This is a genomic window from Streptomyces sp. NPDC006309 (assembly GCF_040613095.1).
Lineage (GTDB): Bacteria > Actinomycetota > Actinomycetes > Streptomycetales > Streptomycetaceae > Streptomyces.
Genome location: NZ_JBEXRO010000032.1, coordinates 28201 through 50557 on the forward strand (window position 1 = coordinate 28201; position 22357 = coordinate 50557).

Annotated in this window: 23 protein-coding genes; 13 read left to right on the forward strand and 10 right to left on the reverse strand. The window is 72.5% G+C overall.

The genetic code is table 11. The features are described 5' to 3' along the window. The first annotated feature begins 63 nt into the window (after nucleotides 1–63). Both ABZ117_RS30395 and ABZ117_RS30400 read left to right on the forward strand, forming a co-directional pair. Nucleotides 64–2262: a glycoside hydrolase family 3 N-terminal domain-containing protein gene (locus tag ABZ117_RS30395; protein WP_356825311.1), complete on the forward strand. Its 2199-nt coding sequence runs from the start codon at nucleotides 64–66 to the stop codon at nucleotides 2260–2262. Between the two features lie 107 nt (nucleotides 2263–2369). Next, nucleotides 2370–3476, forward strand: a complete 1107-nt coding sequence (locus ABZ117_RS30400) for a lytic polysaccharide monooxygenase (protein ID WP_356825313.1) — start codon at nucleotides 2370–2372, stop codon at nucleotides 3474–3476. Between the two features lie 125 nt (nucleotides 3477–3601). On the opposite strand, the gene ABZ117_RS30405 is transcribed toward ABZ117_RS30400, so the two are convergent. The 4 genes from ABZ117_RS30405 to ABZ117_RS30420 form a co-directional block, all read right to left on the reverse strand. Beyond that, nucleotides 3602–4147 carry a DUF1697 domain-containing protein gene (locus ABZ117_RS30405; protein ID WP_356825315.1) on the reverse strand — a complete coding sequence of 182 codons (546 nt, stop codon included), beginning with the start codon at nucleotides 4145–4147 and terminating at the stop codon, nucleotides 3602–3604. A gap of 12 nt (nucleotides 4148–4159) precedes the next feature. Further along, a complete protein-coding gene (locus tag ABZ117_RS30410) occupies nucleotides 4160–4501 on the reverse strand; it encodes a hypothetical protein (RefSeq protein ID WP_356825317.1) in 342 nt (113 codons plus the stop codon). An 89-nt stretch (nucleotides 4502–4590) separates the two neighbouring features. Next, nucleotides 4591–5199: a hypothetical protein gene (locus tag ABZ117_RS30415; protein ID WP_356825319.1), complete on the reverse strand. Its 609-nt coding sequence runs from the start codon at nucleotides 5197–5199 to the stop codon at nucleotides 4591–4593. Nucleotides 5200–5519: 320 nt separating this feature from the next. Next, entirely contained in the window at nucleotides 5520–5927 is a 408-nt protein-coding gene (locus tag ABZ117_RS30420) for a MazG nucleotide pyrophosphohydrolase domain-containing protein (protein ID WP_356825321.1), read from the reverse strand. 106 nt (nucleotides 5928–6033) lie between these two features. Here ABZ117_RS30420 and ABZ117_RS30425 point away from each other — a divergent pair, with 106 nt between their 5' ends. Next, nucleotides 6034–7032 carry a TAXI family TRAP transporter solute-binding subunit gene (locus tag ABZ117_RS30425; RefSeq protein ID WP_356825323.1) on the forward strand — a complete coding sequence of 333 codons (999 nt, stop codon included), beginning with the start codon at nucleotides 6034–6036 and terminating at the stop codon, nucleotides 7030–7032. A 61-nt stretch (nucleotides 7033–7093) separates the two neighbouring features. On the opposite strand, the gene ABZ117_RS30430 is transcribed toward ABZ117_RS30425, so the two are convergent. Both ABZ117_RS30430 and ABZ117_RS30435 read right to left on the reverse strand, forming a co-directional pair. Then, nucleotides 7094–8500 carry a HAMP domain-containing sensor histidine kinase gene (locus ABZ117_RS30430; RefSeq protein ID WP_356825325.1) on the reverse strand — a complete coding sequence of 469 codons (1407 nt, stop codon included), beginning with the start codon at nucleotides 8498–8500 and terminating at the stop codon, nucleotides 7094–7096. A 9-nt stretch (nucleotides 8501–8509) separates the two neighbouring features. After that, nucleotides 8510–9196 carry a response regulator transcription factor gene (locus ABZ117_RS30435; RefSeq protein WP_356825327.1) on the reverse strand — a complete coding sequence of 229 codons (687 nt, stop codon included), beginning with the start codon at nucleotides 9194–9196 and terminating at the stop codon, nucleotides 8510–8512. 289 nt (nucleotides 9197–9485) lie between these two features. Between ABZ117_RS30435 and ABZ117_RS30440 the strand changes: the two genes are divergently transcribed. From ABZ117_RS30440 to ABZ117_RS30480, 9 genes are all read left to right on the forward strand, one after another. Further along, nucleotides 9486–10262, forward strand: coding sequence for an amino acid ABC transporter ATP-binding protein (locus ABZ117_RS30440; RefSeq protein ID WP_356825329.1), 777 nt, complete (start codon nucleotides 9486–9488; stop codon nucleotides 10260–10262). A gap of 79 nt (nucleotides 10263–10341) precedes the next feature. Further along, complete coding sequence (locus tag ABZ117_RS30445; protein WP_356825331.1) at nucleotides 10342–11178, forward strand: glutamate ABC transporter substrate-binding protein; 837 nt, start codon at nucleotides 10342–10344, stop codon at nucleotides 11176–11178. A gap of 74 nt (nucleotides 11179–11252) precedes the next feature. Further along, nucleotides 11253–11918: an amino acid ABC transporter permease gene (locus ABZ117_RS30450; protein WP_356825333.1), complete on the forward strand. Its 666-nt coding sequence runs from the start codon at nucleotides 11253–11255 to the stop codon at nucleotides 11916–11918. Beyond that, nucleotides 11915–12805 (forward strand): amino acid ABC transporter permease, encoded by an 891-nt coding sequence (locus ABZ117_RS30455; RefSeq protein ID WP_356825335.1) that lies wholly within the window; start codon nucleotides 11915–11917, stop codon nucleotides 12803–12805. The genes ABZ117_RS30450 and ABZ117_RS30455 overlap by 4 nt, the downstream gene beginning before the upstream one ends. Before the next feature lie 177 nt (nucleotides 12806–12982). Beyond that, entirely contained in the window at nucleotides 12983–14587 is a 1605-nt protein-coding gene (locus ABZ117_RS30460; RefSeq protein ID WP_356825337.1) for an FAD-dependent monooxygenase, read from the forward strand. 91 nt (nucleotides 14588–14678) lie between these two features. Further along, entirely contained in the window at nucleotides 14679–14750 is a 72-nt protein-coding gene (locus ABZ117_RS30465; RefSeq protein WP_309544753.1) for a putative leader peptide, read from the forward strand. A 72-nt stretch (nucleotides 14751–14822) separates the two neighbouring features. Continuing rightward, nucleotides 14823–15368 (forward strand): cysteine dioxygenase, encoded by a 546-nt coding sequence (locus ABZ117_RS30470; RefSeq protein WP_356825339.1) that lies wholly within the window; start codon nucleotides 14823–14825, stop codon nucleotides 15366–15368. After that, nucleotides 15365–15805 (forward strand): rhodanese-like domain-containing protein, encoded by a 441-nt coding sequence (locus tag ABZ117_RS30475; protein WP_356825341.1) that lies wholly within the window; start codon nucleotides 15365–15367, stop codon nucleotides 15803–15805. The genes ABZ117_RS30470 and ABZ117_RS30475 overlap by 4 nt, the downstream gene beginning before the upstream one ends. A gap of 257 nt (nucleotides 15806–16062) precedes the next feature. Beyond that, nucleotides 16063–16767 carry a hypothetical protein gene (locus tag ABZ117_RS30480; RefSeq protein WP_356825343.1) on the forward strand — a complete coding sequence of 235 codons (705 nt, stop codon included), beginning with the start codon at nucleotides 16063–16065 and terminating at the stop codon, nucleotides 16765–16767. Between the two features lie 300 nt (nucleotides 16768–17067). Here the strand turns inward: ABZ117_RS30480 and recX are convergent, their stop codons facing one another. From recX to ABZ117_RS30500, 4 genes are all read right to left on the reverse strand, one after another. Beyond that, entirely contained in the window at nucleotides 17068–18012 is a 945-nt protein-coding gene (gene recX, locus ABZ117_RS30485; protein WP_356825345.1) for a recombination regulator RecX, read from the reverse strand. A 3-nt stretch (nucleotides 18013–18015) separates the two neighbouring features. Then, a complete protein-coding gene (gene recA / locus ABZ117_RS30490; RefSeq protein ID WP_356825347.1) occupies nucleotides 18016–19143 on the reverse strand; it encodes a recombinase RecA in 1128 nt (375 codons plus the stop codon). A gap of 347 nt (nucleotides 19144–19490) precedes the next feature. Further along, nucleotides 19491–20624 (reverse strand): AI-2E family transporter, encoded by a 1134-nt coding sequence (locus ABZ117_RS30495; protein ID WP_356825382.1) that lies wholly within the window; start codon nucleotides 20622–20624, stop codon nucleotides 19491–19493. A gap of 273 nt (nucleotides 20625–20897) precedes the next feature. Continuing rightward, nucleotides 20898–21092, reverse strand: coding sequence for a DUF3046 domain-containing protein (locus ABZ117_RS30500; protein WP_356825349.1), 195 nt, complete (start codon nucleotides 21090–21092; stop codon nucleotides 20898–20900). Between the two features lie 80 nt (nucleotides 21093–21172). Between ABZ117_RS30500 and ABZ117_RS30505 the strand changes: the two genes are divergently transcribed. Then, the gene (locus ABZ117_RS30505) at nucleotides 21173–22117 is read left to right on the forward strand and encodes a hypothetical protein (RefSeq protein ID WP_356825351.1); all 945 of its coding nucleotides are present in this window, start codon (nucleotides 21173–21175) and stop codon (nucleotides 22115–22117) included. The last annotated feature ends 240 nt before the right edge of the window (nucleotides 22118–22357 follow it).

Below are 22357 nucleotides of genomic sequence, written 5' to 3' on the forward strand. Positions count from 1 at the left end.
CGGCCGGGTCCCGGTTCCACTTCGCACGGCCCCGCACCGGCCCTTCCGGAAAGGCCCACCCGCATGAGCCTCCCGCCCGTCCGCCGCCGTCCGGCGACGGCCCTGGCCCTGTGTGTCGCGGCGCTGGCCCTCACGGTGCCGGCCGCCGCCGCACCGGAGCCCGTGGCCGCCTCCGCGACGGCAGCCCTCGCCTACCAGGACGCGTCCTTACCGGTGCCGGACCGCGTCACCGACCTGCTGTCCCGGATGACGCTCGACGACAAGCTCGGCCAGATGACGCAGATCGAGAAGGACTCCCTCGTCCCGCCGTCCGATCTGGCGGCCTACCGCATCGGTTCGGTGCTGTCCGGCGGTGACTCCACCGTCAGCCCCAACAACGCCCAGACCTGGGCCGACACGTACGACTCGCTGCAACGTACCGCGCTGACCACGCCGCTGGGCATCCCGGTGATCTACGGGATCGACGCCGTGCACGGCCACAACGCGGTGCGCGGGGCCACCCTGTTCCCGCACGACATCGGCCTCGGTGCCACCCGGGACCCCGCGCTCGTGCAGCGCGTCGGACGGGCGGTGGCCGAGGAGGTGTCGGGCACCGGCATCGACTGGGACTTCGCCCCCTGCCTGTGCGTGGCACGCGACGACCGCTGGGGCCGCACCTACGAGTCGTACGGCGAGACGCCCGAACTGCCCACGGCCATGACCACGTTCATCACCGGACTCCAGGGCGAGACCCTGGGCGCCGGGCCGGCGTCGGTGCTCGCCACCGCCAAGCACTACGTCGGTGACGGCGGCACCGCCGGCGGGGTCGACCAGGGCGACACCAGGGTCTCCGAGGCCGAGCTGCGCGCGGTCCACCTGCCGCCGTTCAAGGAGGCGGTGCGCCGGGGCGTGGGCGCGGTGATGCTGTCGTACAGCAGCTGGAACGGCGTCCGGTCCCACGCCAACCGCTATCTGGTGACCGACGTGCTGAAGGGCGAACTCGGCTTCACCGGGTTCGTCGTGTCCGACTGGGCCGCGGTCGACCAGCTCGACGGACAGAGCGGCTTCACCGGCACCGAGATCACGACGGCCGTCAACGCGGGCGTCGACATGGTGATGGTGCCGCACGACTACAAGAAGTTCCTCACCCTGCTGCGCGGCGAGGTGACCGCGGGCCGGATCACGCAGTCGCGGATCGACGACGCCAACCGGCGCATCCTCACCAAGAAGTTCCAGCTGGGCCTGTTCGAACATCCCTTCACCGACCGGTCGTACACGTCGACGGTCGGTTCGGCCGCCCACCGGGAGCTGGCCCGGCAGGCCGTACGCGAGTCCCAGGTGCTGCTGAAGAACGACGGCGGGATCCTGCCCCTGGCCAGGTCGGCCAGGCTGTTCGTCGCCGGCAAGTCCGCCGACGACATCGGCAACCAGAGCGGCGGCTGGACCGTCGGCTGGCAGGGCCGCAGCGGTCCCGTGACCGACGGCACCACCGTGCTCCAGGGCATCCGCGCCGCCGTCACCGACCCCTCCCGGGTCACCTACGACCGCTACGGCAACGGCATCGACTCCGGTTACAGCGCCGCCGTCGCCGTCGTCGGCGAGACCCCGTACGCCGAGGGCCGGGGCGACCGGCCGAACGGTCTTGGCCTGGACCAGGAGGACCTCCAGACCCTCGCCCGGCTCAAGGCCAGCGGGGTGCCGGTGGTCGTGGTCCTGGTCTCCGGCCGTCCGCTGGACATCGCCGGCGAACTGCCCGGCTGGAAGGCCCTGCTGGCCGCGTGGCTGCCCGGCACGGAGGGCGCCGGTGTGTCCGACGTCCTGTTCGGCACCCGCGCCCCCACCGGGAAGCTGCCGATGAGCTGGCCGAAGAGCACCGCGCAGGAACCCGTCAACGACGGCGACGGCAAGGACCCGCTCTTCCCCTACGGGTACGGGCTGACGTACGCCGGCACGGACCCGACGCCGACGCCGACCCCCACACCGACCCCGGGCGCGTGCACCGCGCGGTTCCGTACCGCGTCGGCGTGGCAGGGCGGGTACCAGGCGGAGATCACGGTCGAGAACACGGGGTCCGCACCGCTGACCGGCTGGTCGGTCGACTGGGACCTGGCCGGCTCCACCGTCACCAGCCTGTGGAACGGCTCGCTCACGACGGCGCAGGGCCACGCCACAGTCCGCAACGCCGCCTTCAACGGCTCCCTGATCCCCGGCGCCACCACGACCTTCGGCTTCACCGCGAACGGCTCCGCGGGCACACCGGTGCCGCACTGCGCCGGCAGCTGAACACGCCCCGGCTCACGGCACGGACGCTCCCGCGGCTCATGCTCACCCCGGCACCGGCACCCGTCCGGGGCGCACCACCCGCCCGATCCGAACGGAAGGAGCACCACATGGTCCGACGCAGCAGACTCCTGTCGGTGGCAGCGGCCTTGTCGACGCTGCTGGCGGCACTCGCCCTGACCCTCCTGGGGCAGGGCAGCGCACAGGCGCACGGGGTGGCGATGCTGCCCGGCTCCCGCACCTACCTGTGCTACCTGGACGCGCACACCACCACCGGCGGACTGGATCCCACCAACCCGGCCTGCCGGGACGCGCTGGCGAAGAGCGGGGCGACGGCGCTGTACAACTGGTTCGCCGTGCTCGACTCCAACGCGGGTGGCCGCGGCTCCGGTTACGTCCCGGACGGCACCCTGTGCAGCGCGGGCGACCGGTCCCCGTACGACTTCTCCGCCTACAACGCGGCCCGCTCGGACTGGCCGCGGACCCATCTGACCAGCGGGGCGACCATCCAGGCGCAGTACAGCAACTGGGCGGCGCACCCCGGTGACTTCCGCGTCTACCTCACCAAGCAGGGCTGGTCACCCACCTCCGCCCTGCGCTGGGCCGACCTGGATCTGATCCAGACGGTCACCAACCCGCCGCAACAGGGGTCGCCCGGCACCGAGGGCGGCCACTACTCCTGGGACCTGAAGCTGCCCTCCGGCCGCACCGGGAACGCTCTGGTCTTCATCCAGTGGGTCCGCTCGGACAGCCAGGAGAACTTCTTCTCCTGCTCCGACGTCGTCTTCGACGGCGGCCACGGCGAGGTCACGGGCATCCGCACCCCCGGCGGGACCCCCACACCCACCCCGACTCCTACCCCCACCCCGACCCCGACCCCGACGGATCCGCACACCGGTTCCTGCATGGCCACGTACTCCGTGGCCAACTCCTGGAGCGGTGGCTTCCAGGCCTCCGTGGAGGTCATGAACCACGGCACGGCCCCGCTCGACGGCTGGGCCGTGGCCTGGAAGCCCGGCGCGGGCACCAGCATCAGCAATCTGTGGAACGGCACTCAGTCGACCGGCGCCGACGGCACGGTCACGGTCCGCAACGCCGACCACAACCGGGTCGTCCCCGCCGGCGGAAGCGTCACCTTCGGTTTCACCGCCACCTCGACCGGCAACGACTTCCCCGCCGGTTCGATCGGCTGCGTCACGGCACAGGGCACCACCTGACGCACGACATCCGGCGACGATCTCACCCGCCGACGGTCAGGAGGTCACCCGGCGTGGTCCGGGCCGGTCATGCCGGCCCGGACCACGCCGTGCGGCCGGGCGGCGGCCCGGTCCCCGGCCGTGGCTCAGTCCCGCGCCGCCAGGTCGTGCAGGGCGGTGACCGTCCTCCAGTTGCGGGTGGTGGCCGGGATGCCGAGGCGGCGCTCGATGAAGGCGTTGTCCAGCCTGGTCCTGCCGTACCCGTCGGGGACGTGCAGGTGGATCTCGTCGCCGGCCAGCGTGAACACGGCGGTCTCGCCGGCCGGCACCTCCAGCCGGGCGGCCTGTTCGGCGGTCGGCTCCCGCGCGAGGAAGGTGACGTGCAGCTTGGCCGGGTCGTCCTCCTGGCCGAGGTAGGGGTTGCGGGCCACGGTGCGGGCCAGTGACTCGGCGGTGCGCAGCAGCACCGTGACCGACACCCCGAGGTCGTCGGCGATCCGCTCCCCGATGCGTGCGGCCAGTTCGGCGTCGGTCTGCCCGGCCGGGGCGCCGAACACCACGTTGCCGCTGCGCAGATACGTCTGGACGGCCTCGCATCCCAGGGCGGTGAACAGGCCGCGCAGGTCCGCCATGGCGATCTGTGTACGGCCGCCGACGTTGATCCCGCGCAGGAGCGCGACGTGCTTCGTCATGCCACCAACCTCTCACGGGGCGGCATGGAGCGACGCGAGACGCTGACACGGGGAGACCGCACAGGGCAGCGCCACGGCCACGGCCTCCGGTCCGGGCGACACCGCGACCGCGCGGAGGGAGTCCAGTTCCGCGCGTACCGGATGGCCCGGCGGCAATTGCAGCAGCGCCACACGGACGCCCTGGAGTGCCCTGCGGACCGCCCTGTCGTCGTCCGGTGCCGTCTCGGCGAGTGCCGTCAGCCTGGACACCAGCAGCACGTACCGCTCGTCGTCCGGTGCCTCGCGGATGGTGTCGCGGTGTTCGCCGATCAGGACGAGCAGCCGTTCCGCCGATCCAGCGCCCCCTTCGTCCACACCGGCCTCCCCTCCGTCGTCGCCGCGCCACCCTCACGGTCGCTGTGGCCGGCGCCGTCTCCGTCCCGGGCCCGGCGCCGCCGCGGGGATCAGCGCCCTGTGCCGACGATGCCGACGCACGGCTCCCCCCGCGAGAGGATTCGGCTCCTGTCCTCGTCAACGCCCGAATCCGCACGGAACACGCCCAGTTCGGTGCGCATCTCACGCCGCATCCGCCGCAGCCGGCCCCACAGTTCGTCGATGCTCTCCTGCACGGCGGCCGGCGAGTCGCCGGCGCGCGGGACGCCGTCGTCCAGGCGCCGGACCATGCCGTAGACGGCGCCGAGGTCGTGGCTGAGGCCGCCCGCGAGGTCGAGCACCTGCTCCGGCACCCGCATCTGGGCCTCCGCGTGGACGTCCCGGTACTGGTCGCGCGCCTCCGTCAGCCGCTGCCGTACGGTCCGCAGCTCAGCGGTGCGGCCCAGCGCGTGCAACTGGTCGGTGAGCACGGCGAGATACTGCCGGGCGGCGGTGTTCAGGCCGACGTAGCAGGCCCGCAGTTCCTGGGCCTGCCGGCGCCGCTCCAGCGCCTCCTCGACCCGCGCCTGTTCCCGCCGGCGGCCGCGGTCGGCCGCCCGCTGGGTCAGCAGCGCGGACAGCAGCGTCCCGACGACTCCGACGACCGCGACCACGGGCGCGGTCACTTCCGCGACGTCCACCCGGCCCCCTCCCCGCCGTTCCCCCACCGACCTCGGGAAGCAGTGCTCCCCGGTCCGGGTGAACGGCCGGCCCGGACGTCGCCCGGTGTTCGCCCCGCTGTCGACCGGTCCGGGCGGCCGGGCGGGGCGACCGGGCGGGGCGACCGGTCCGGTCCGGTGGGCGCCGCCCGGTCGATTGCCTGCCGCCGTGCGCTGCGGGACCTCCGGCACCGGCCTGGGGAGGCTGACGGGCACCGGCCCGCCGGCCCCTCGCGGGGCAGGTCACCTCGGGGCCTGCCCGGGACTCACCGGCCGCCGCCTACGGACACTCGCCGCCGAAGTCAGGCCGCTCCGCCCGGTATCCAGCCCTGGCGGCGCAGTACGGCCGACACGTCCGGTGCCCGGTAGTGCTCGCCCTTGAGGACCTTGCCGTCGGCCCGGCGGGCCACCTGGCCGTCCGGGCCGAGCTTGCTCATGTTGGCCCGGTGGATCTCTTCGATCACCTCGTCGAGGTCGATGCCGTGCACCAGTGCCGTGCCGTACGCCACGTACACCACGTCGGCCAGCTCGTGCGCGAGCCGGTCGAGCGGGCCCCCGACCGCGACCTCGGCGACCTCCGCGGCCTCCTCGGCGAGCAGTTCCCCGCGGTGGGCCGCCAGTGCGGGGTCCACCTCCGTCGGCGTGCTGCGGGCGTCGAGGCCGAAGGCACGGTGGAACTCACGGACGAGACCGGCGGGCGAAGTGCTCATACGGCGACTCTAACGGCCGCCACTGACAGGGCCGTCGGCCGCGGCCGGCCCCCGGAACGGCCACGGCCCTGGTCAGTGCCGCGCATCGGCTGGCAGGATCGCCAGCATGTCCAAGACGTTCCCCCGTATCAGCAGGCGCCGGGCGCTCCAGGGCGTGGCCGCCGGTGCCGTGGCCCTCGGGCTGCTGCTGTGGTGGCTGCTGCCCCTGGGCGAGAAGCCGCCGAGCGGGACGATCGTGTTCAGCACCGGTACCCCCCGCGGGGTCTACCAGGAGTACGGCGAGCGGCTGCGCGCCGAGCTGGCCAGGGACATGCCCGGCCTGAAGGTGAAGCTGCTGAACAGCGCCGGTTCCCAGGAGAACGTCCAGCGGGTGGCGACCGGGCGGGCGGACTTCACCATCGCGGCGGCCGACGCGGTGGCGACGTACGAGCTGCGGCACGGCGAGGGCGCCGGGCGGCTGCGCGGGGTGGCCCGGCTCTACGACGACTACGTGCATCTCGTCGTGCCCCGCGGCTCCGGCATCAGAAGCGTGGCGGACCTGCGCCACCGACGGGTGGCGACCGGGCTGCCCGACTCGGGGGTGCGGCTGATCGCCGGCCGGGTGCTGCGCGCCGCCGGGATCGACCCGGTCAAGGACATCACCCCCGTGTCGGACGGCATCGACACCGGACCCGACCAGCTCCAGCGGGGAAAGATCGACGCGTTCTTCTGGTCGGGCGGACTGCCCACGAAGGGGCTGGCCGCGCTGGCGAAGAAGGCGGCCTTCCGGTTCGTGCCCATCGACGACGACCTCATCGCCCGGCTGCACAGCGAGGGCGAGGCGGCGCGCTACTACCGGGCCACCAACATCCCCGAGTCGGCCTACCCGGTCGCGCAGCAGGGCGCGCAGGTGCCGACGATCGCGGTGTCCAACGTACTGATCACCCGGACGGACCTGGACCCCCGGCTCACCGAGTGGCTGACCCGTACGGTGATCAGGAGCCGGGACGGCATCGGCGCCCACGTCCACTCCGCCCAGCTGGTGGACCTGCGCACCGCCATCTACACCGCCCCGCTCCCGCTCCAGGAGGGCGCCCGGCGCTACTACCGGTCGGTGAAACCCTAGACCGCGGCCCGCGGCCCGTGGGCGGCTGGGCGGCTGGGCGGCTGGGCGGCTGGGCGGCTGCCTAACGGTGTTCCGCGTGCCGCGGGACCGTGACCGTCACGCGCAGTCCGCGCGGTTCGTGGTGGGCGTAGTCGATCGAGCCGCCGCCCGCCGCGAGCAGGGCGCGGGTGATGGACAGGCCCAGGCCCGACCCCCGTACGTTCTGGTGCCGGCCGCTGCGCCAGAAACGGTCGCCCACGCGCGCGAGTTCCTCGTCGGTGAGGCCGGGGCCGGTGTCGGTGACGACGACCGTGGAGGTGTCGCCGTCGGCCCGGACGGCCACCTCCACCGTGCCGTCCTCGGGGGTGAACTTCACGGCGTTGTCGATCACCGCGTCGAGGGCGCTGGACAGGGCGATCGGGTCGGCCCAGGCCGTGGTGGGCGGACAGTCCCCGGTCAGCCGTACGCCCTGGGCGCGGGCGGTCGGCGACCAGGCGGCCACCCGTTCCCCGGCCAGCGCGCCGATGTCGGTCAGCCGGAGATCCGCCTCGGCGTGTTCGGCCAGCGCCAGGCCGAGCAGGTCGTCCAGGACCTGCGCGAGGCGTTTGCCCTCGGTGCGGACGGAGGCGATCTCCTCGTTGTCCTCGGGGAGTTCGAGGGCGAGCAGTTCGATGCGCAGCAGCAGCGCCGAGAGCGGATTGCGCAGTTGGTGCGAGGCGTCGGCGACGAAGGCGCGCTGCTGCTCCAGCACGGCCTCGACGTTGTCCGCCATCTCGTTGAACGAACGGGCCAGCCGTCTGAGTTCCGGCGGCCCCCCGGCGACCGCGACCCGGGACTTCAGGCGGCCGGTCGCGATGTCGTGGGTGGTGGCGTCCAGGACCCGTACCGGCCTGAGCACCCAGCCGGTCAGCCGCAGCGCCGCGCCGACGGCGAGCAGCATGGCCGCGATCTCACCGGCCCCGATGAGCAGCCAGCCGCGCAGGATGCGGGAGCGCATCTGCCCGGTGGGTGACTCGGTGACCACGACCGCGACGACGTCCCCGTCCCGGATCACCGGTGAGGCGACGACGAGCCGGCTGCGCTGCCAGGGCCACACCTGCCGCGGGTCGTGGCTGCGCCGGCTGAGCAGCGCCTCGTCGAACGCCCTGCGGACCTCCCCGGCCTGCGGTACGAACCAGTCGCCGGGCGCGTTCGCCATCGCCGAGCCGTTGCGGTAGAAGACGCCCGCGCGGATGCCGTAGACGCCGTAGTAGCTCTCCAGTTCGCTGCGCAGACTCTCCTGGCGCTCGTCCGTGGTGGTGCGGCGGGAACCGCTGGGTCCGTCGGTGACGAACTGGGCGAGCGCCGCGAAGCGTGCCGTGTCGTCGATCCGGTCGACGACCACCCGCTGCTGCTGGGCGGCGGCCCAACTGCCGGCGAGCGGGACGCCGAGCGCGAGCAGGACCGCCGCCAGCAGGACGATGAGCAGCGGCAGAAGGCGTGTGCGCACCCGTCCCCGCTAGGCGGCCGGGGCGACGAGCCGGTAGCCGACGCCGCGTACGGTCTCGATCAGCGCGGGCATGCGGAGTTTGCCCCGCAGAGAGGCGACGTGCACCTCCAGCGTGCGGCCGGTCCCCTCCCAGCTGGTGCGCCAGACCTCGCTGATGATCTGTTCGCGCCGGAAGACCACCCCGGGCCGCTGGGCGAGCAGCGCGAGCAGGTCGAACTCCTTGCGGGTCAGCTGGACCACCGAGCCGTCCACGCTGACCTGACGGGTGGGCAGCTCGATCCGGACGGAGCCGAGGAGGAGGGCGTCCTCGCCGCCGGCGGCGGGGTCCTCGTGGACGCTGCGCCGGCTGACGGCGTGGATCCGGGCGAGCAGTTCCCCGGTGTCGTAGGGCTTCACCACGTAGTCGTCGGCGCCCAGGTTGAGCCCGTGGATGCGGGAGCGGACGTCGGACCGCGCGGTGACCATGATCACCGGGGTGGCGGTGCGCTTGCGGATCTTGCCGCAGACCTCGTAGCCGTCCTGGTCGGGCAGGCCGAGGTCGAGCAGGACGACGTCGAAGCCGTCGCTCTCGGGGACCAGTGCCTGCAACGCTTCCTCGCCGCTGCGCGCGTGGGTGACGTCGAAGCCGTGCCGCGCGAGGACGGCGGACAGGGCCGCGGCGACGTGGTTGTCGTCCTCGACGAGGAGCAGTCTCATTCCGGCCCCCTCCGTTTTCAGTGGTCGTACGGTCCCGGTGGTCGCGGGGTCTTGTGCCGCACGCGCGCGCGTGCACCAAGGCAGTGACGCCCATGGAGAGGACGGCGTCAAGAGCGTCCGGGTTGCCCGCCGCTTCCGTTACCCGGCCGATATGTGCGCGGCGCATACTACGACACGTGTCCGATTGCTATCGGATCGTGATGCTCAAGTTCCCCTCAGATGTGATGACGCAGGTCACAGCCGCTCACTACTGTCCTCGGAAACCCGAGGAGGACGGAGCCTGAGAGCGATGACCAAAGTATCGGTGGCCAAGGAAGACGTGGCCACGTCCGACGACCTGGTCGTCCTGAGCGGCGTCAACAAGCACTTCGGCGCGTTGCACGTGCTCCAGGACATCGACCTGACGATCGCCCGCGGCGAGGTCGTCGTGGTCATCGGGCCCTCCGGGTCCGGCAAGTCGACGTTGTGCCGCACCATCAACCGCCTGGAGACGATCGACTCGGGCACGATCACCATCGACGGCAAGCCCCTGCCGGACGAGGGCCGCGAGCTGGCCCGGCTGCGGGCGGACGTCGGCATGGTCTTCCAGTCCTTCAACCTCTTCGCGCACAAGAGCGTGCTCGAGAACGTGATGCTGGGCCAGCTCAAGGTCCGCAAGGCGGACAAGAAGCAGGCCGAGGAGAAGGCGCGCGCCCTGCTGGACCGGGTCGGCGTGGGCAGCCAGGCCGACAAGTACCCCGCGCAGCTCTCCGGCGGCCAGCAGCAGCGTGTCGCGATCGCGCGGGCGCTGGCGATGGGCCCGAAGGTCATGCTCTTCGACGAGCCGACCTCCGCCCTCGACCCCGAGATGATCAACGAGGTCCTCGAGGTGATGCAGCAGCTCGCCCGGGAGGGCATGACGATGATCGTCGTCACGCACGAGATGGGCTTCGCACGGTCGGCCGCGAACCGCGTGGTCTTCATGGCCGACGGCCGGATCGTCGAAGAGGCCGCGCCCGACCAGTTCTTCAGCAACCCGCGCAGCGACCGGGCCAAGGACTTCCTGTCCAAGATCCTGCACCACTGACGGCGTCGCCGCGGTACCGCCCCGGGCGCCTCACCCGCGTCTCAGGGGCCTCGTTCCTCACCACCAAAGGATGTTCAGCATGAAGCTCCGCAAGGTCACCGCCGCCTCGGCCGTCCTCCTCGCCCTCTCCGTGTCCGCCACCGCGTGCGGCGGCGGCAAGAAGGACGGCAACGGCTCCTCCGGCGGCGGCAACAAGATCACCATCGGTATCAAGTTCGACCAGCCGGGCATCGGCCAGAAGACCCCGCAGGGCTACACCGGTTTCGACGTGGACGTGGCCACGTACGTCGCCAAGAAGCTCGGTTACGGCGCGAACCAGATCGAGTGGAAGGAGTCGAAGAGCGCCGACCGCGAGACCATGCTCAAGCGTGGCGACGTCGACTTCATCGCCGCCTCCTACTCGATCACGCCCGAGCGTCAGAAGCTGGTCGACTTCGCCGGCCCGTACCTGCTGGCCCACCAGGACGTGCTGGTCCGCGCGGACGACAACAGCATCAAGTCGCCGTCCGACCTCAACAAGAAGAAGCTGTGTTCGGTCACCGGTTCCACCTCGGCGACGAACGTCAAGGAGAAGCTCGCCCCCAAGGCGCAGCTCCAGCAGTACCCGACGTACTCCGCGTGCCTGACCGGTCTCCAGAACAAGGTGATCGACGCCCTGACCACCGATGACTCGATCCTCGCCGGTTACGCCTCCCAGGCCCAGTTCAAGGGCAAGTTCAAGCTGGGCGGCCTGAAGATGACCAACGAGAACTACGGCATCGGCGTCAAGAAGGGCAGCGCCCTCAAGGCGAAGATCGACAAGGCGCTGGAGCAGATGGTCTCCGACGGTTCCTGGAACGCGGCCGTGAAGAAGAACTTCGGCCCGGCCGGCTACAAGAACGAGCCCGCGCCGAAGATCGGCGACATCAAGAGCTGAGGCAACGCCCGGGGAGCGCGCCGTCCGTGAGGGCGGCGCGTCCGGCATCCCTACACGCGGAAGCGCGGGAGATCGTGTTCGACTTTCTTGAAGGTTACGACGTACTGGGAGCCTTCTGGACGACGGTACAGCTGGCACTGCTGTCCGCCGTGGGCTCCCTGGTCTGGGGCACCCTGCTGGCCGCCATGCGGGTGGGCCCGGTGCCGCTGATGCGCGGTTTCGGCACCGCCTACGTGAACATCGTGCGGAACATCCCGCTCACGGTGATCATCCTGTTCTCGTCGCTCGGTCTCTACTCGACGCTGGGCGTCACCCTCGGCACCCACGAGACCGACGCGCTCAACTTCCGGTTGGCCGTGCTGGGTCTGACCCTCTACACGTCGGCCTTCGTGTGCGAGGCGATCCGGTCCGGCATCAACACCGTGCCGGTCGGCCAGGCGGAGGCCGCGCGGGCCATCGGCCTGAGCTTCAGCCAGGTGCTGTTCCTGGTCGTGCTGCCGCAGGCCTTCCGGGCGGCCGTCGGCCCGCTGACCAACGTGCTGATCGCGTTGACGAAGAACACGACGGTGGCGGCCGCGATCGGCGTGGCCGAGGCGGCGACCCTGATGAAGGAGATGCTCGACAAGGAGGCGCTGCTCCTGCAGATCTCCGCGGTCATCGCCTTCGGGTTCTGCTGCCTGACGCTGCCGACCGGTCTGATCCTCGGCTGGGTGGGCAAGAAGGTGGCGGTGAAGCGATGACCTCGGTCCTGTACGACGCCCAGGGGCCGCGCGCCAAGCGGCGCAACGTGCTGTACACGGCGCTCTTCACCGTCGCGTTCGCGGCCGTCGTCTGGTGGGTGTACCTCGCCCTCGACGACAAGCACCAGCTGGACTGGGCGCTGTGGAAGCCGTTCTTCGGCTCCGAGGCCTATACGACGTACATCTGGCCCGGCCTGCGGAACACCCTGACGGCGGCGGCCCTGGCGATGGTCATCGCGCTGCCGCTCGGCGCCGTCTTCGGCATCGCCCGGCTGTCGGACCATGTGTGGGTGCGGGTACCGGCCACGATCGTGGTCGAGTTCTTCCGCGCGATCCCCGTGCTGATCCTGATGATCTTCGGCAACGAGCTGTACAGCCAGTACACCGACGTGAGTTCCGACGACCGTCCGATGTACGCGGTCGTCACCGGCCTGGTGCTGTACAACGCGTCCGTGCTCGCCGAGATCGTCCGCGCGGGCATCCTCACCCTGCCGAAGGGCCAGTCCGAGGCGGCCATGGCGATCGGCCTGCGCAAGAACCAGGTGATGCGGCTCGTCCTGCTGCCGCAGGCGGTCACCGCGATGCTGCCGGCGATCGTCAGCCAGCTGGTGGTCATCGTGAAGGACACCGCGCTCGGCGGCGCCGTCCTCACCTTCCCCGAACTGCTCTCCGCGGCGAACACGATGAGCGGCTACTACGGCGCCAACACCATCGCCTCGTTCACGGTGGTCGCCCTGATCTTCGTGATCATCAACTTCTCGCTGACCTCGTTCGCGAGCTGGCTGGAGGGCCGGCTGCGGCGGCGCAAGAAGTCGACCGGGGCGGTGCTCGGCGCCCAGGACGTGGCGGAGATCGCGGGTACCGCGGCAACCCGAAAGGCGGCCTGACGCCCGGTCAGACCCGAATGCACCACCAGGAGGCAGTGGCGTGATCGCCACTGCCTCCGGTCGCTTGACGCAAACCTTGCCAATGGGTTGCATACCTTGTGTGATCGTGCACCCCGCTCCACCTTCCTGTTCACTCGTCTCCGTCAGGGCATCGTCACGGGCAGGGGGCGCCGCGTCATGGACCCGGTGATCATCGTCGGAGCGGGGCCCGTCGGACTCACGCTCGCCCTGCTGCTGGCCCGTCAGGACGTGCCCGCCGTCGTCCTGGACGAGGGCCCCGGCAAGGACGAACCCCGCCCGGCGCGGACCGTCGTCCTGCGCGAGGACACGGCCGCCCTGCTGGAGCGGCTGACCGGGGCCGCGCTCGCCGAGCAGGGCGTGCGCTGGGCCGGATGGCGGTCCCTGCGGCGCAAGCAGGTGATGAGCGAGGTGACTTTCGACGAGGCCGGTCCCGCGGCCCCGCTGCACATCGCCCAGCACGTTCTCACCAACGCCCTGCGCGCGGCCCTCGCCGACGAGCCGCTGGTACGGGTGGCCGTCGACAGCCGCCTGGACGCCATCGAGCAGGAGCGTTCCGGCGTTTCCGCGCGCACCCGCGGTACCGGCGGCACCTGGTGGCGGGGCAGCTACCTGGCGGGCTGCGACGGCCCCCGCTCGACCGTGCGCAAGCTCCAGGACATCCGCTTCCCGGGCCGTACGGCGGTGGAGCGGCACGCGGTCGCCGCGCTGCGGGTGGAACTCCCCTGGGAAACTCACGCGTTGCTCCACCGGATGCCGCCGTGGCGGCAGTCCGGGCCCCCGGCCGGGGAGGTGACCGCCCGCCCCCTCCCGGACGGTGTGTGGCGCCTGGACTGGCTGCTGCCGCCGGGCAAGGACCTGGTCACGCCCGAGGTCCTGCTGGCCCGCGTCCGCGAGACCCTCGCGGGCTGGTCGGACGGTTCCGCGCCGGTGTACGACCTGCTCGACACCGGTGTCCACACGGTGCACCACCGCCTCGCCCGCCGGTGGCGCGCCGGCCGGGTCTTCCTCGCGGGGGACGCGGCGCATCTGCTCGGCGCGCTCGGTACGCATGGGCTCGACGAGGGCCTCCGGGACGCCGACAACCTCGCCTGGAAGCTGGCCGCGGCCTGGCATCACGGCCCGCACGAGGCCCTGCTGGACAGCTACCAGACCGAGCGGCGCGCGGTGGTCGCCGCCCGGCTGCGCGCCGCCGACCAGGCGCTGCCGGTGCTGCGCGGCGGGGGCGGGCTGCGCCACATCGTCCCCGGCGCCGCCCGGAGCCACGACGCGCTGCTGACGGACGGTCACCTGGGGCGCGGCCCGCTGGGCGGTCCCGGGTCGTACGCCGGCTCGCCGCTCGCCCCCGGGCGCCTGGAGGCGGAGATCGCGGTCGGCACCCCGCCCGGCGCGCCGGTGACCGATGTCCGGGTCACGGCGGAGGACGGGTCCTTCGTCCGGTTGCGCGACCGGCTCGACCGCGGGGCGCTGCTCGTCGTCCTGATCGCGCCCGGCACGGGTGTCTGGGACCGCAGGCACTGGATGTCCGCCGGGGTGATGCCCCGGCTGGCGGCGGCGGTGACCGCGCTGCCGCACCCCGCCGAGCTGCTGGTCGCCGAGAGCTATCCGGGTGCGCCGGCGCACAGTGTGCTGCTCGTACGCCCCGACGGTCACCTGGTCACGGCCCTGAGCGGAGTCCGCCCGGCCGACCTGTACGCGGCGGCCGAGGCCACGCTGGGCGGCGCGGTGCAGCAGGGGGCGGAAGCGGGTTCGGGCGCGCGCTGAGCGCGCGCCCCTCACCCCCCGTCCACAGAGTGACTGTCGGTTGACCCGAGTGCGGCAGCGTGCTGTACTCCGGATCGTGACCGACACCTGTGTGCGCCTGTGGCGGAGGGTCCATATGGATCTCGTCCGCTACGCGGGCTGCGTGTGTCGCCCGTCCTGCTGAATTCGCGTTCTTCTCCCCTTTCCGGGCGCCGTCGCGCGCCCGTGTCCGCGAACCTGCTCCAGGACGGTGCACGTGTCTGTCCCCTCCCCCTCCCTGTCCGCTGCCGCCTCCCCTGCCGTCGGCGCGGGACCCACCCAGGCCGAACTCCTCGACTTCGTCCGGCGCACGGCCGCCGACGCGGAACTGATCGCCTCCCTGCCGCTCGATCCCGAGGGCCGCACCTGGGTGCGGCTGGAAGGGCCCGGCGGCAGCGAGGCCTGGCTGATCGGCTGGCCGCCGGGCACCGGCACCGGCTGGCACGACCACGCCGACTCGGTCGGCGCGTTCCTCACCGCCTCCGGCGACCTCACGGAACACTCCCTCGCCGCCCGGCTGCCCACCGACGGCTGGAGGACACTGGAACTCACCGAGGGTGTGGACCGCACCCGGCGGCTGTCCGCCGGCAAGGGACGCGCCTTCGGCCGGCACCATGTGCACGAGGTGCTCAACGAGTCCGGTGACCGACACGCGATCTCCGTCCACGCCTACTACCCGCCGCTGCCCAGGATCCGCCGTTACAGTCGCACCGGCCAGGTGCTGCGCCTGGAGCAGGTCGAACGCCCGGAGGACTGGCAGTGAGCGGCACCATCGGGCAGTCGCAGGAGGCGCGCGTGCCGGGCGGACCGCCGCAGGGCATCGACGACCTCCTGGACCGCGTGCGGACGGGCTACCGGCGCGTCGAGGCACGGGAGGCGTACGAGGCGGCGCAGGCCGGTGAGGCACTGCTGGTCGACATCCGGTACGCGGCCCTGCGGGAGCGCGACGGGCTGATCCCGGGCGCCCTCGTCGTCGAGCGCAACGAACTCGAGTGGCGCCTCGACCCGCAGGGCAGCCACCGTGTCCCGCAGGCCACGGGGCACGATGTGCGGGTCGTCATCGTCTGCAACGAGGGGTACGCCTCCAGCCTCGCGGCCGCGTCCCTGCACCAACTGGGCCTGCACCGGGCGACGGACCTGGTCGGCGGCTTCCAGGCCTGGCGCGCGGCGGGGCTGCCGGTGGAGCCGGCGCGGCCCTGAGCCACGCTTCACCCGTGCGTCACGCGGAGCGGCGGGCTCGGCGCGCAGGAAGGTGAGGACGACGACGAGGACGACTCCGCCGGAGAGGAGCGCCCGGCGGCGATCCGCCCCCAGGCGGGCCGGGTGGGCTCGGCCCTGGCTTCGGTGAGTGCCTCGGCCGGACGGATCCGGGCGATTCTGCAGGAGGTGATCCGGGCCGCGGCGCAGGCACCGAGCAGGGTGATGTGAGAGCGGCGAGCGGCGGGAAGACACCGCCGGTGCGCTCCAGCGTGTCGGGTACGGCGCCCAGGGCGACGAACCTGGCGTACGACCAGCCGCCCAGCGGCATCCCGAGGAGTGTGCCGGCCGTGCCCGCCGCCGCGCCGACGATCAGCGCCTCCCGGCCGAACAGGGCGCGGATCTGCCCGGACGTGGCGGCGACGGCCCGCGGCACGGTCGCGTTCCGGGTGGCGCTGCCGCACGGTGAGCACGAAGGTGCCGACGACCACGAGCACCGCCACCAGCAGCGATGTGCCGCCCATGGCGCCGCCCATGCTGACCAGCCGGGTGCGGGCGGCAGCCGCGTCCAGGAACTCGACGGGCCCACGGGCGTCGCCGGTGCTGACCTGGGCGGTGGTGCCGTGCAGCGTCCGCGTCACGGCCCGGCGCACCTGCTCGGGGTCCGCCCCCTCGGCCGGCAGCACACCGAAGGCGGTGACCTGCCCGGGGTGCGCGGCCAGCCGGCGCGCCTCGGCGGCGGAGAAGAACAGGAACGTCTGGTGACGTACGGCGGTGGCCGGGGTGGCGATGGCGGTGACGCGGTAGCTGCGCGGGGCCTCGGTGGACTGCACGGTGAGCCGGTCACCGGGCCGCTGCCGGGCCCGCGCGGCGAGGTCACCGTCGATGACGAGGTCGCCGGCGGCCTCGGGGCGCTGCCCGTGGTCAGCCGGTACGGCGTCAGCGCGGCGGACTCCCAGGCATGACCGTAGGCGGTACGGCCACCGGTGCCGGCCGGGGTCGACGGCTGCGCCGGAAAGGTGAGTTCGGGGACGACCCGGGCCACGCCGGGGGTGCGGGTGGCGAGGGTGCCGCGCAGATGTGCGGGGAGCCAGGCACGCTCGGCCGGGTTCTCTTCTGTTGTACGCATCGGCCGGGACGTGCGCTGGGCACGCGTGCAGACTCGCCGGTGCGGGCTGGGAGAGCACTGCGGTGGCCCGGCGTCCTCGGCGGGGGCTGACCCCACCCCGGCGCCGGTTCCCGTCGGCCGGCCCGGGAGGGCCGCGTCAGAAGAGGTCTCCGCCTCCGAGGAACTCCGTGTCCTCGCCCTCTTCCTCCAGGGCCTGGCGGACGATGCGGAGCGCCATGCCCTCGGAGTAGCCCTTGCGGGCGAGCATCCCGGCGAGGCGCCGGAGCCGTTTGTCCCGGTCGAGGCCGCGCGTGGCGTGCAGTTTGCGGGCGACCAGTTCACGCGCGGTCGCCTCCTCCTGCTCGGGGTCGAGCTGGGCGACGGCCTCGTCGATCAGCGCCGAGTCGACCCCCTTGGTGCGCAACTCCCGGGCGAGTGCCCGGCGGGCGAGTCCCCGGCCGTGGTGCCGGGACTCCACCCAGGCGTCCGCGAAGGCGCCGTCGTCGATGAGTCCGACCTCCTCGAACCGGGAGAGCACCTCGTCGGCGACGTCGTCGGGGATCTCCCGCTTGCGCAGGGCGTCCGCGAGCTGCTTGCGGGTGCGCGGGGTCCCGGTGAGCAGGCGCAGGCAGATCGCCCGGGCCCGCTCAGCCGGGTCCCCTGAAGACTCCCCCCGCTCGGCCCTCGACGAGGGAAGGGCGTCTTCGTCCTCACCGGGCGCGTCCCCGAAACCGCGCCTCCGGCCACGTCTGCGGCCGCCACCCCGCGGGCCGCCGTCGGCTCCGGAGCCACGGCCGGGCGAGCCGGCCCTTCGCGGCTCACCGTCCGCGGCCTCCGGGTGGCCGCCGTCGCCCCCGTGTCCGCCGGTGGCACCGTACGCGTCGGACCCGGCGTCGGCGTCACGCCCGCCGTACTCGCCGTACGCGCCACGCCGCCCGGACTCGCCGTAGCCGTGGTCCGGATACCCGTCGTCCCCGGGTCCGGCACCCCGGTGTCCGTCGTCACCGTCCGTGGTGGAGCCCGGCCGGCCCCCGGTGCCCCTCCCCCGTAGGGCGCCGGGGGAGGCGTACTCGTACTCGGCCCAGTCGGTTCGTCGTGTCACGGGTCAGCTCTTGGCTGCGGCGGCCTTGGGCTTGGCGGTCTTGGCGGCTGCCGGGGCGGGCACCGACTTGGCGTCGTCCGCCGCCGCGGTGGTGACCGCCGCGTCCGCACCCGGCTCCACGGCGGGCTTCTCCGGCCGGACGCCCACGCCCAGCTTCTCCTTGATCTTCTTCTCGATCTCGTCGGCCAGGTCGGGGTTGTCCTTCAGGAAGTTGCGCGCGTTCTCCTTGCCCTGGCCGAGCTGGTCGCCCTCGTACGTGTACCAGGCGCCGGCCTTGCGGACGAAGCCGTGCTCCACGCCCATGTCGATCAGGCCACCCTCACGGCTGATGCCGTGGCCGTAGAGGATGTCGAACTCGGCCTGCTTGAAGGGCGGCGCGACCTTGTTCTTGACCACCTTGACGCGGGTGCGGTTGCCCACCGCGTCGGTGCCGTCCTTCAGCGTCTCGATACGCCGGATGTCGAGCCGCACCGAGGCGTAGAACTTCAGCGCCCGGCCACCGGTCGTGGTCTCCGGGGAGCCGAACATCACACCGATCTTCTCGCGGAGCTGGTTGATGAAGATCGCGGTGGTCTTGGACTGGTTGAGCGCGCTGGTGATCTTCCGCAGGGCCTGGCTCATCAGTCGGGCCTGGAGACCGACGTGGCTGTCGCCCATCTCGCCCTCGATCTCCGCGCGCGGGACGAGCGCCGCGACGGAGTCGATGACGATCAGGTCGAGGGCACCGGAGCGGACGAGCATGTCCACGATCTCCAGGGCCTGCTCGCCGTTGTCGGGCTGGGAGAGGATCAGGTTGTCGATGTCGACGCCGAGCTTCTGCGCGTACTCGGGGTCGAGGGCGTGCTCCGCGTCCACGAACGCGACCTGGCCGCCGGCCTTCTGGGCGTTCGCCACCGCGTGCAGGGTCAGGGTCGTCTTGCCGGAGGACTCCGGTCCGTAGACCTCGATGACACGGCCGCGCGGCAGGCCGCCGACGCCGAGGGCCACGTCGAGCGCGGTCGACCCGGTCGGGATGACCTCGATGGGCTCCTTCGACCGATCGCCCATGCGCATGACCGCGCCCTTGCCGAATTGCCGTTCAATCTGTGCGAGCGCGGCGTCGAGCGCCTTCTCGCGGTCGGTTCCTGCCATGGGTTCCACCCGGTTTGCTTGAGTCGATCGCTTCACGTCAAAGACGCTAACGCCTGCCACTGACAATGCGCCCCGACGCAGGCCCAGCCTGTGGATAACCGAGGGGCATCTACCCCCGAATCGGGACATACGCCCCTGCCGAAAGCCTCGCCTGAGCCTCCATATGAATGGATGTTCGATTTTTGTGTCAAGCGCACCACGCGGGCGGGCAGGGCTCCCGCGGGGTGGCCAACGGCACCGGCCGACGCTCACCGTACGGACGGGCGGCCTGCGGACGGGCGGACGGGTGGACGGGCGGCTACTCGGACGAGCGACCACGGCGGTCCGCCGCGGTCACCGTCCCGGCCCTACGGCCGCTCCTGCCCGCCGGGACGGCCGGACCACAGCCGACGGACGCGCGTGAGTGCCCCCGGACCGCCCGGCCGGCCCTGGTGCCCGTGCACCCGGGGGTCGTCCGTGACGGCGTACCGCTTCACGTACGCCCCGAGGAACGCCTGGAGCGTGGCCACCGCGGGGATGGCGATCAGCGCGCCGACCGCACCGAGCAGCGCGGTGCCCGCGATGACCGAGCCGAAGGCGACCGCCGGGTGGATGTCCACCGTCTTGGCGGTCAGCTTGGGCTGGAGCATGTAGTTCTCGAACTGCTGGTAGACCACGACGAAGACCAGCACCCACACCGCGTACCAGGGGTTGACGGCGAACGCGATCAGCATCGGCAGCGCGCCCGCCAGGTACGTCCCGATGGTGGGGATGAACTGCGAGACCAGACCGACCCAGACACCGAGCACGGGCGCGTACGGCACGCCCAGGGACTCGAGCAGGATGTAGTGCGCGACCCCGGAGATGAGTGCCATGAGGCCGCGCGAGTAGAGATAGCCGCCCGTCTTGTCGACGGCGATCTCCCACGCGCGCAGCACCTCGGCCTGGCGGGCGGGCGGCAGGACGGAGCACAGGGCGCGGCGCAGCCGGGGACCGTCCGCGGCGAAGTAGAACGAGAACAGCCCGATCGTCAGCAGCTGGAAGAGGCCGCCGAGGACCTGGGCGGACACGTCGAGGACACCGGCCGCGCTGTTCTGCGCGTACTTGCGCAGCCAGTCGGAGTGGAGCAGCCCCTCCTGGACGTCCACCCGTCTGAGTTCCGTGTGGAAGCTCTTGTTGGTCCAGTTGATGAGCGAGTCCAGGTAGTCCGGGAAACCCTCGATCATCTTGATGATCTGACCGGCCAGCATCGACCCGAGCAGGGTGACGAAACCGGCGGCGACGACGGTCAGCCCGAGGAAGACCAGGAAGGTGGCGAGCCCCCGGCGCATCCCACGGGCCGCCATCCGGCTCACCGCCGGCTCGATCGCGAGAGCCAGGAAGAACGCGATCAATATGTTGATCAACAGGGCGGTCAGCTGGTGGAAGGCCCAGCTGCCGAGCTGGAACGCGGCGATCAGCGCGAGCGCGAGCACCATGGCGCGCGGCAGCCAGCGCGGCATCCGGCCGGGCGGGGCGACGGCCCCGGAGGCCGGAGCCCGGCCGGGCGGCGGCGTCGCCGGTACCGTGTGCCGGTCGGGCGGCGTGGACGGCTCGTCGCCGTCGGCGGGCGGTGCCAGGGAGTCCTCGTGAGTCGATGCCACGGGCCAAGTCTCGCCCACGCCGGGGACAGCCGGTGCCCATGGGCGTCCTTCGTGACAGATCGGTGCCGTACCGCCCGGTCCCCCACCGGCCTCGACCCGCGCAACCAGTGCATTCCGGCCGGCCGGCGTCCGTCAGCGTCTCTCGCTGGGCACGCTCATGACCGCGCAGACCACACGCCACACGTCCTTGGCCTCCCAGCCGGCGTCCAGTGCCTCGTTCACCGTGCGTCCGCCCAGCTCCGCCATGACGTGATCACGCGCGAAGGTGTCGGCGTACTCCGGACCGAAGTGTTCCGCCATCCGCTGCCAGAAGACCGTCAACCGCATGACTCCAGTATCCCGCCCCTGAGTGTGGGCCCTGGCCCGGAGTGCTTTCCGGAACCGCTTTCCGTCCTACGGTCTGACCCATGCCCCAAACAGGAGTCTCCCCACTCCCCTCCACGCCCCCGGCGCGCTCCCCGCTCCTGCGCGCCGAGCAGTTCGTGTGGCTCACCGCGCGCGTGCTGGAACAGCGCCTCTTCGCCCACCACTTCCTGCACGGCACCCCGGACGCGGTGGAGACGGCGCTGGACGCCTACCGCAACGAGGACGGCGGCTACGGGCACGCGCTCGAACCCGATCTGCGCGGACCGGTCAGCCAGCCCCTGCACACCGCGCACGCCCTGCGCGTGCTGGACGCCATCGGGCGGTGCGGCGGACAGCGGGTGGAGCGCGTGTGCCGCTATCTGACCTCCGTCTCCACCGCGGACGGCGCGCTGCCGGCCGTCGACCCCTGCCAGCGCGGGTATCCGACGGCGCCGTTCGTCCCGGTCGTCGACGATCCGCCGAGCGAGCTGCTGGCCACCGGACCGGTGGTCGGCGTGCTGCACCGCAACGCGGTGTGGCACGCGTGGCTGTTCCGGGCCACCGACTTCTGCTGGCAGGCCGTGGAGTCCCTGGAGGAGTCCCACCCCTACGAGGTGGAGGCCGCCGTGACCTTCCTGGACTCCGCTGCCGACCGCCCGCGCGCGGAGGCCGCCGCCGACCGGCTGGGCCGCCTGGTGCGGGAGCAGCGGCTCGCGGCGCTGGACCCCGGCCGTCTCGACGCGTTCCCGGTCGCCCCCGGTTACGCCCCGGGCGAGCATCACTTCCCGCACGACTTCGCCCGCAGCCCGGACTCGCTCGCGCGCGCGTGGTTCACGGATGACGAGATGGCGCGCTCGCTGGACCACCTGGCCGCCGAACAGCGGGAGGACGGCGGCTGGCCCGTCCGCTGGCGTCAGTGGGCCCCGGCCCCCGCGCTGGAGGCACGCCCCCTGGTGACGATCGAGGCACTGCGCACGCTGCGGGCACACGGCCGCTTCGTGGGCTGACCGGCCCGGCGCGCGGCCGCTTCGTGGACCGGGCCGGTCCGGCGCGCCGGAGGGGCCGGCCCGGCGCGCCGGAACAGCTGACCCCAGCGCGTTGGACGGGGCGGCTCCGCCTCCCCCGCCGACAGCCCGTACGGCCGCCGCCCACCACCGCGGCCGCGACGCGCGGGGCTCGGAGCCGTGGCCGTGGCCCCCCGCTGTGCCGCCGCCCCGCCCCGCGCCGCCCGCCCGCGCCGCGGTGGG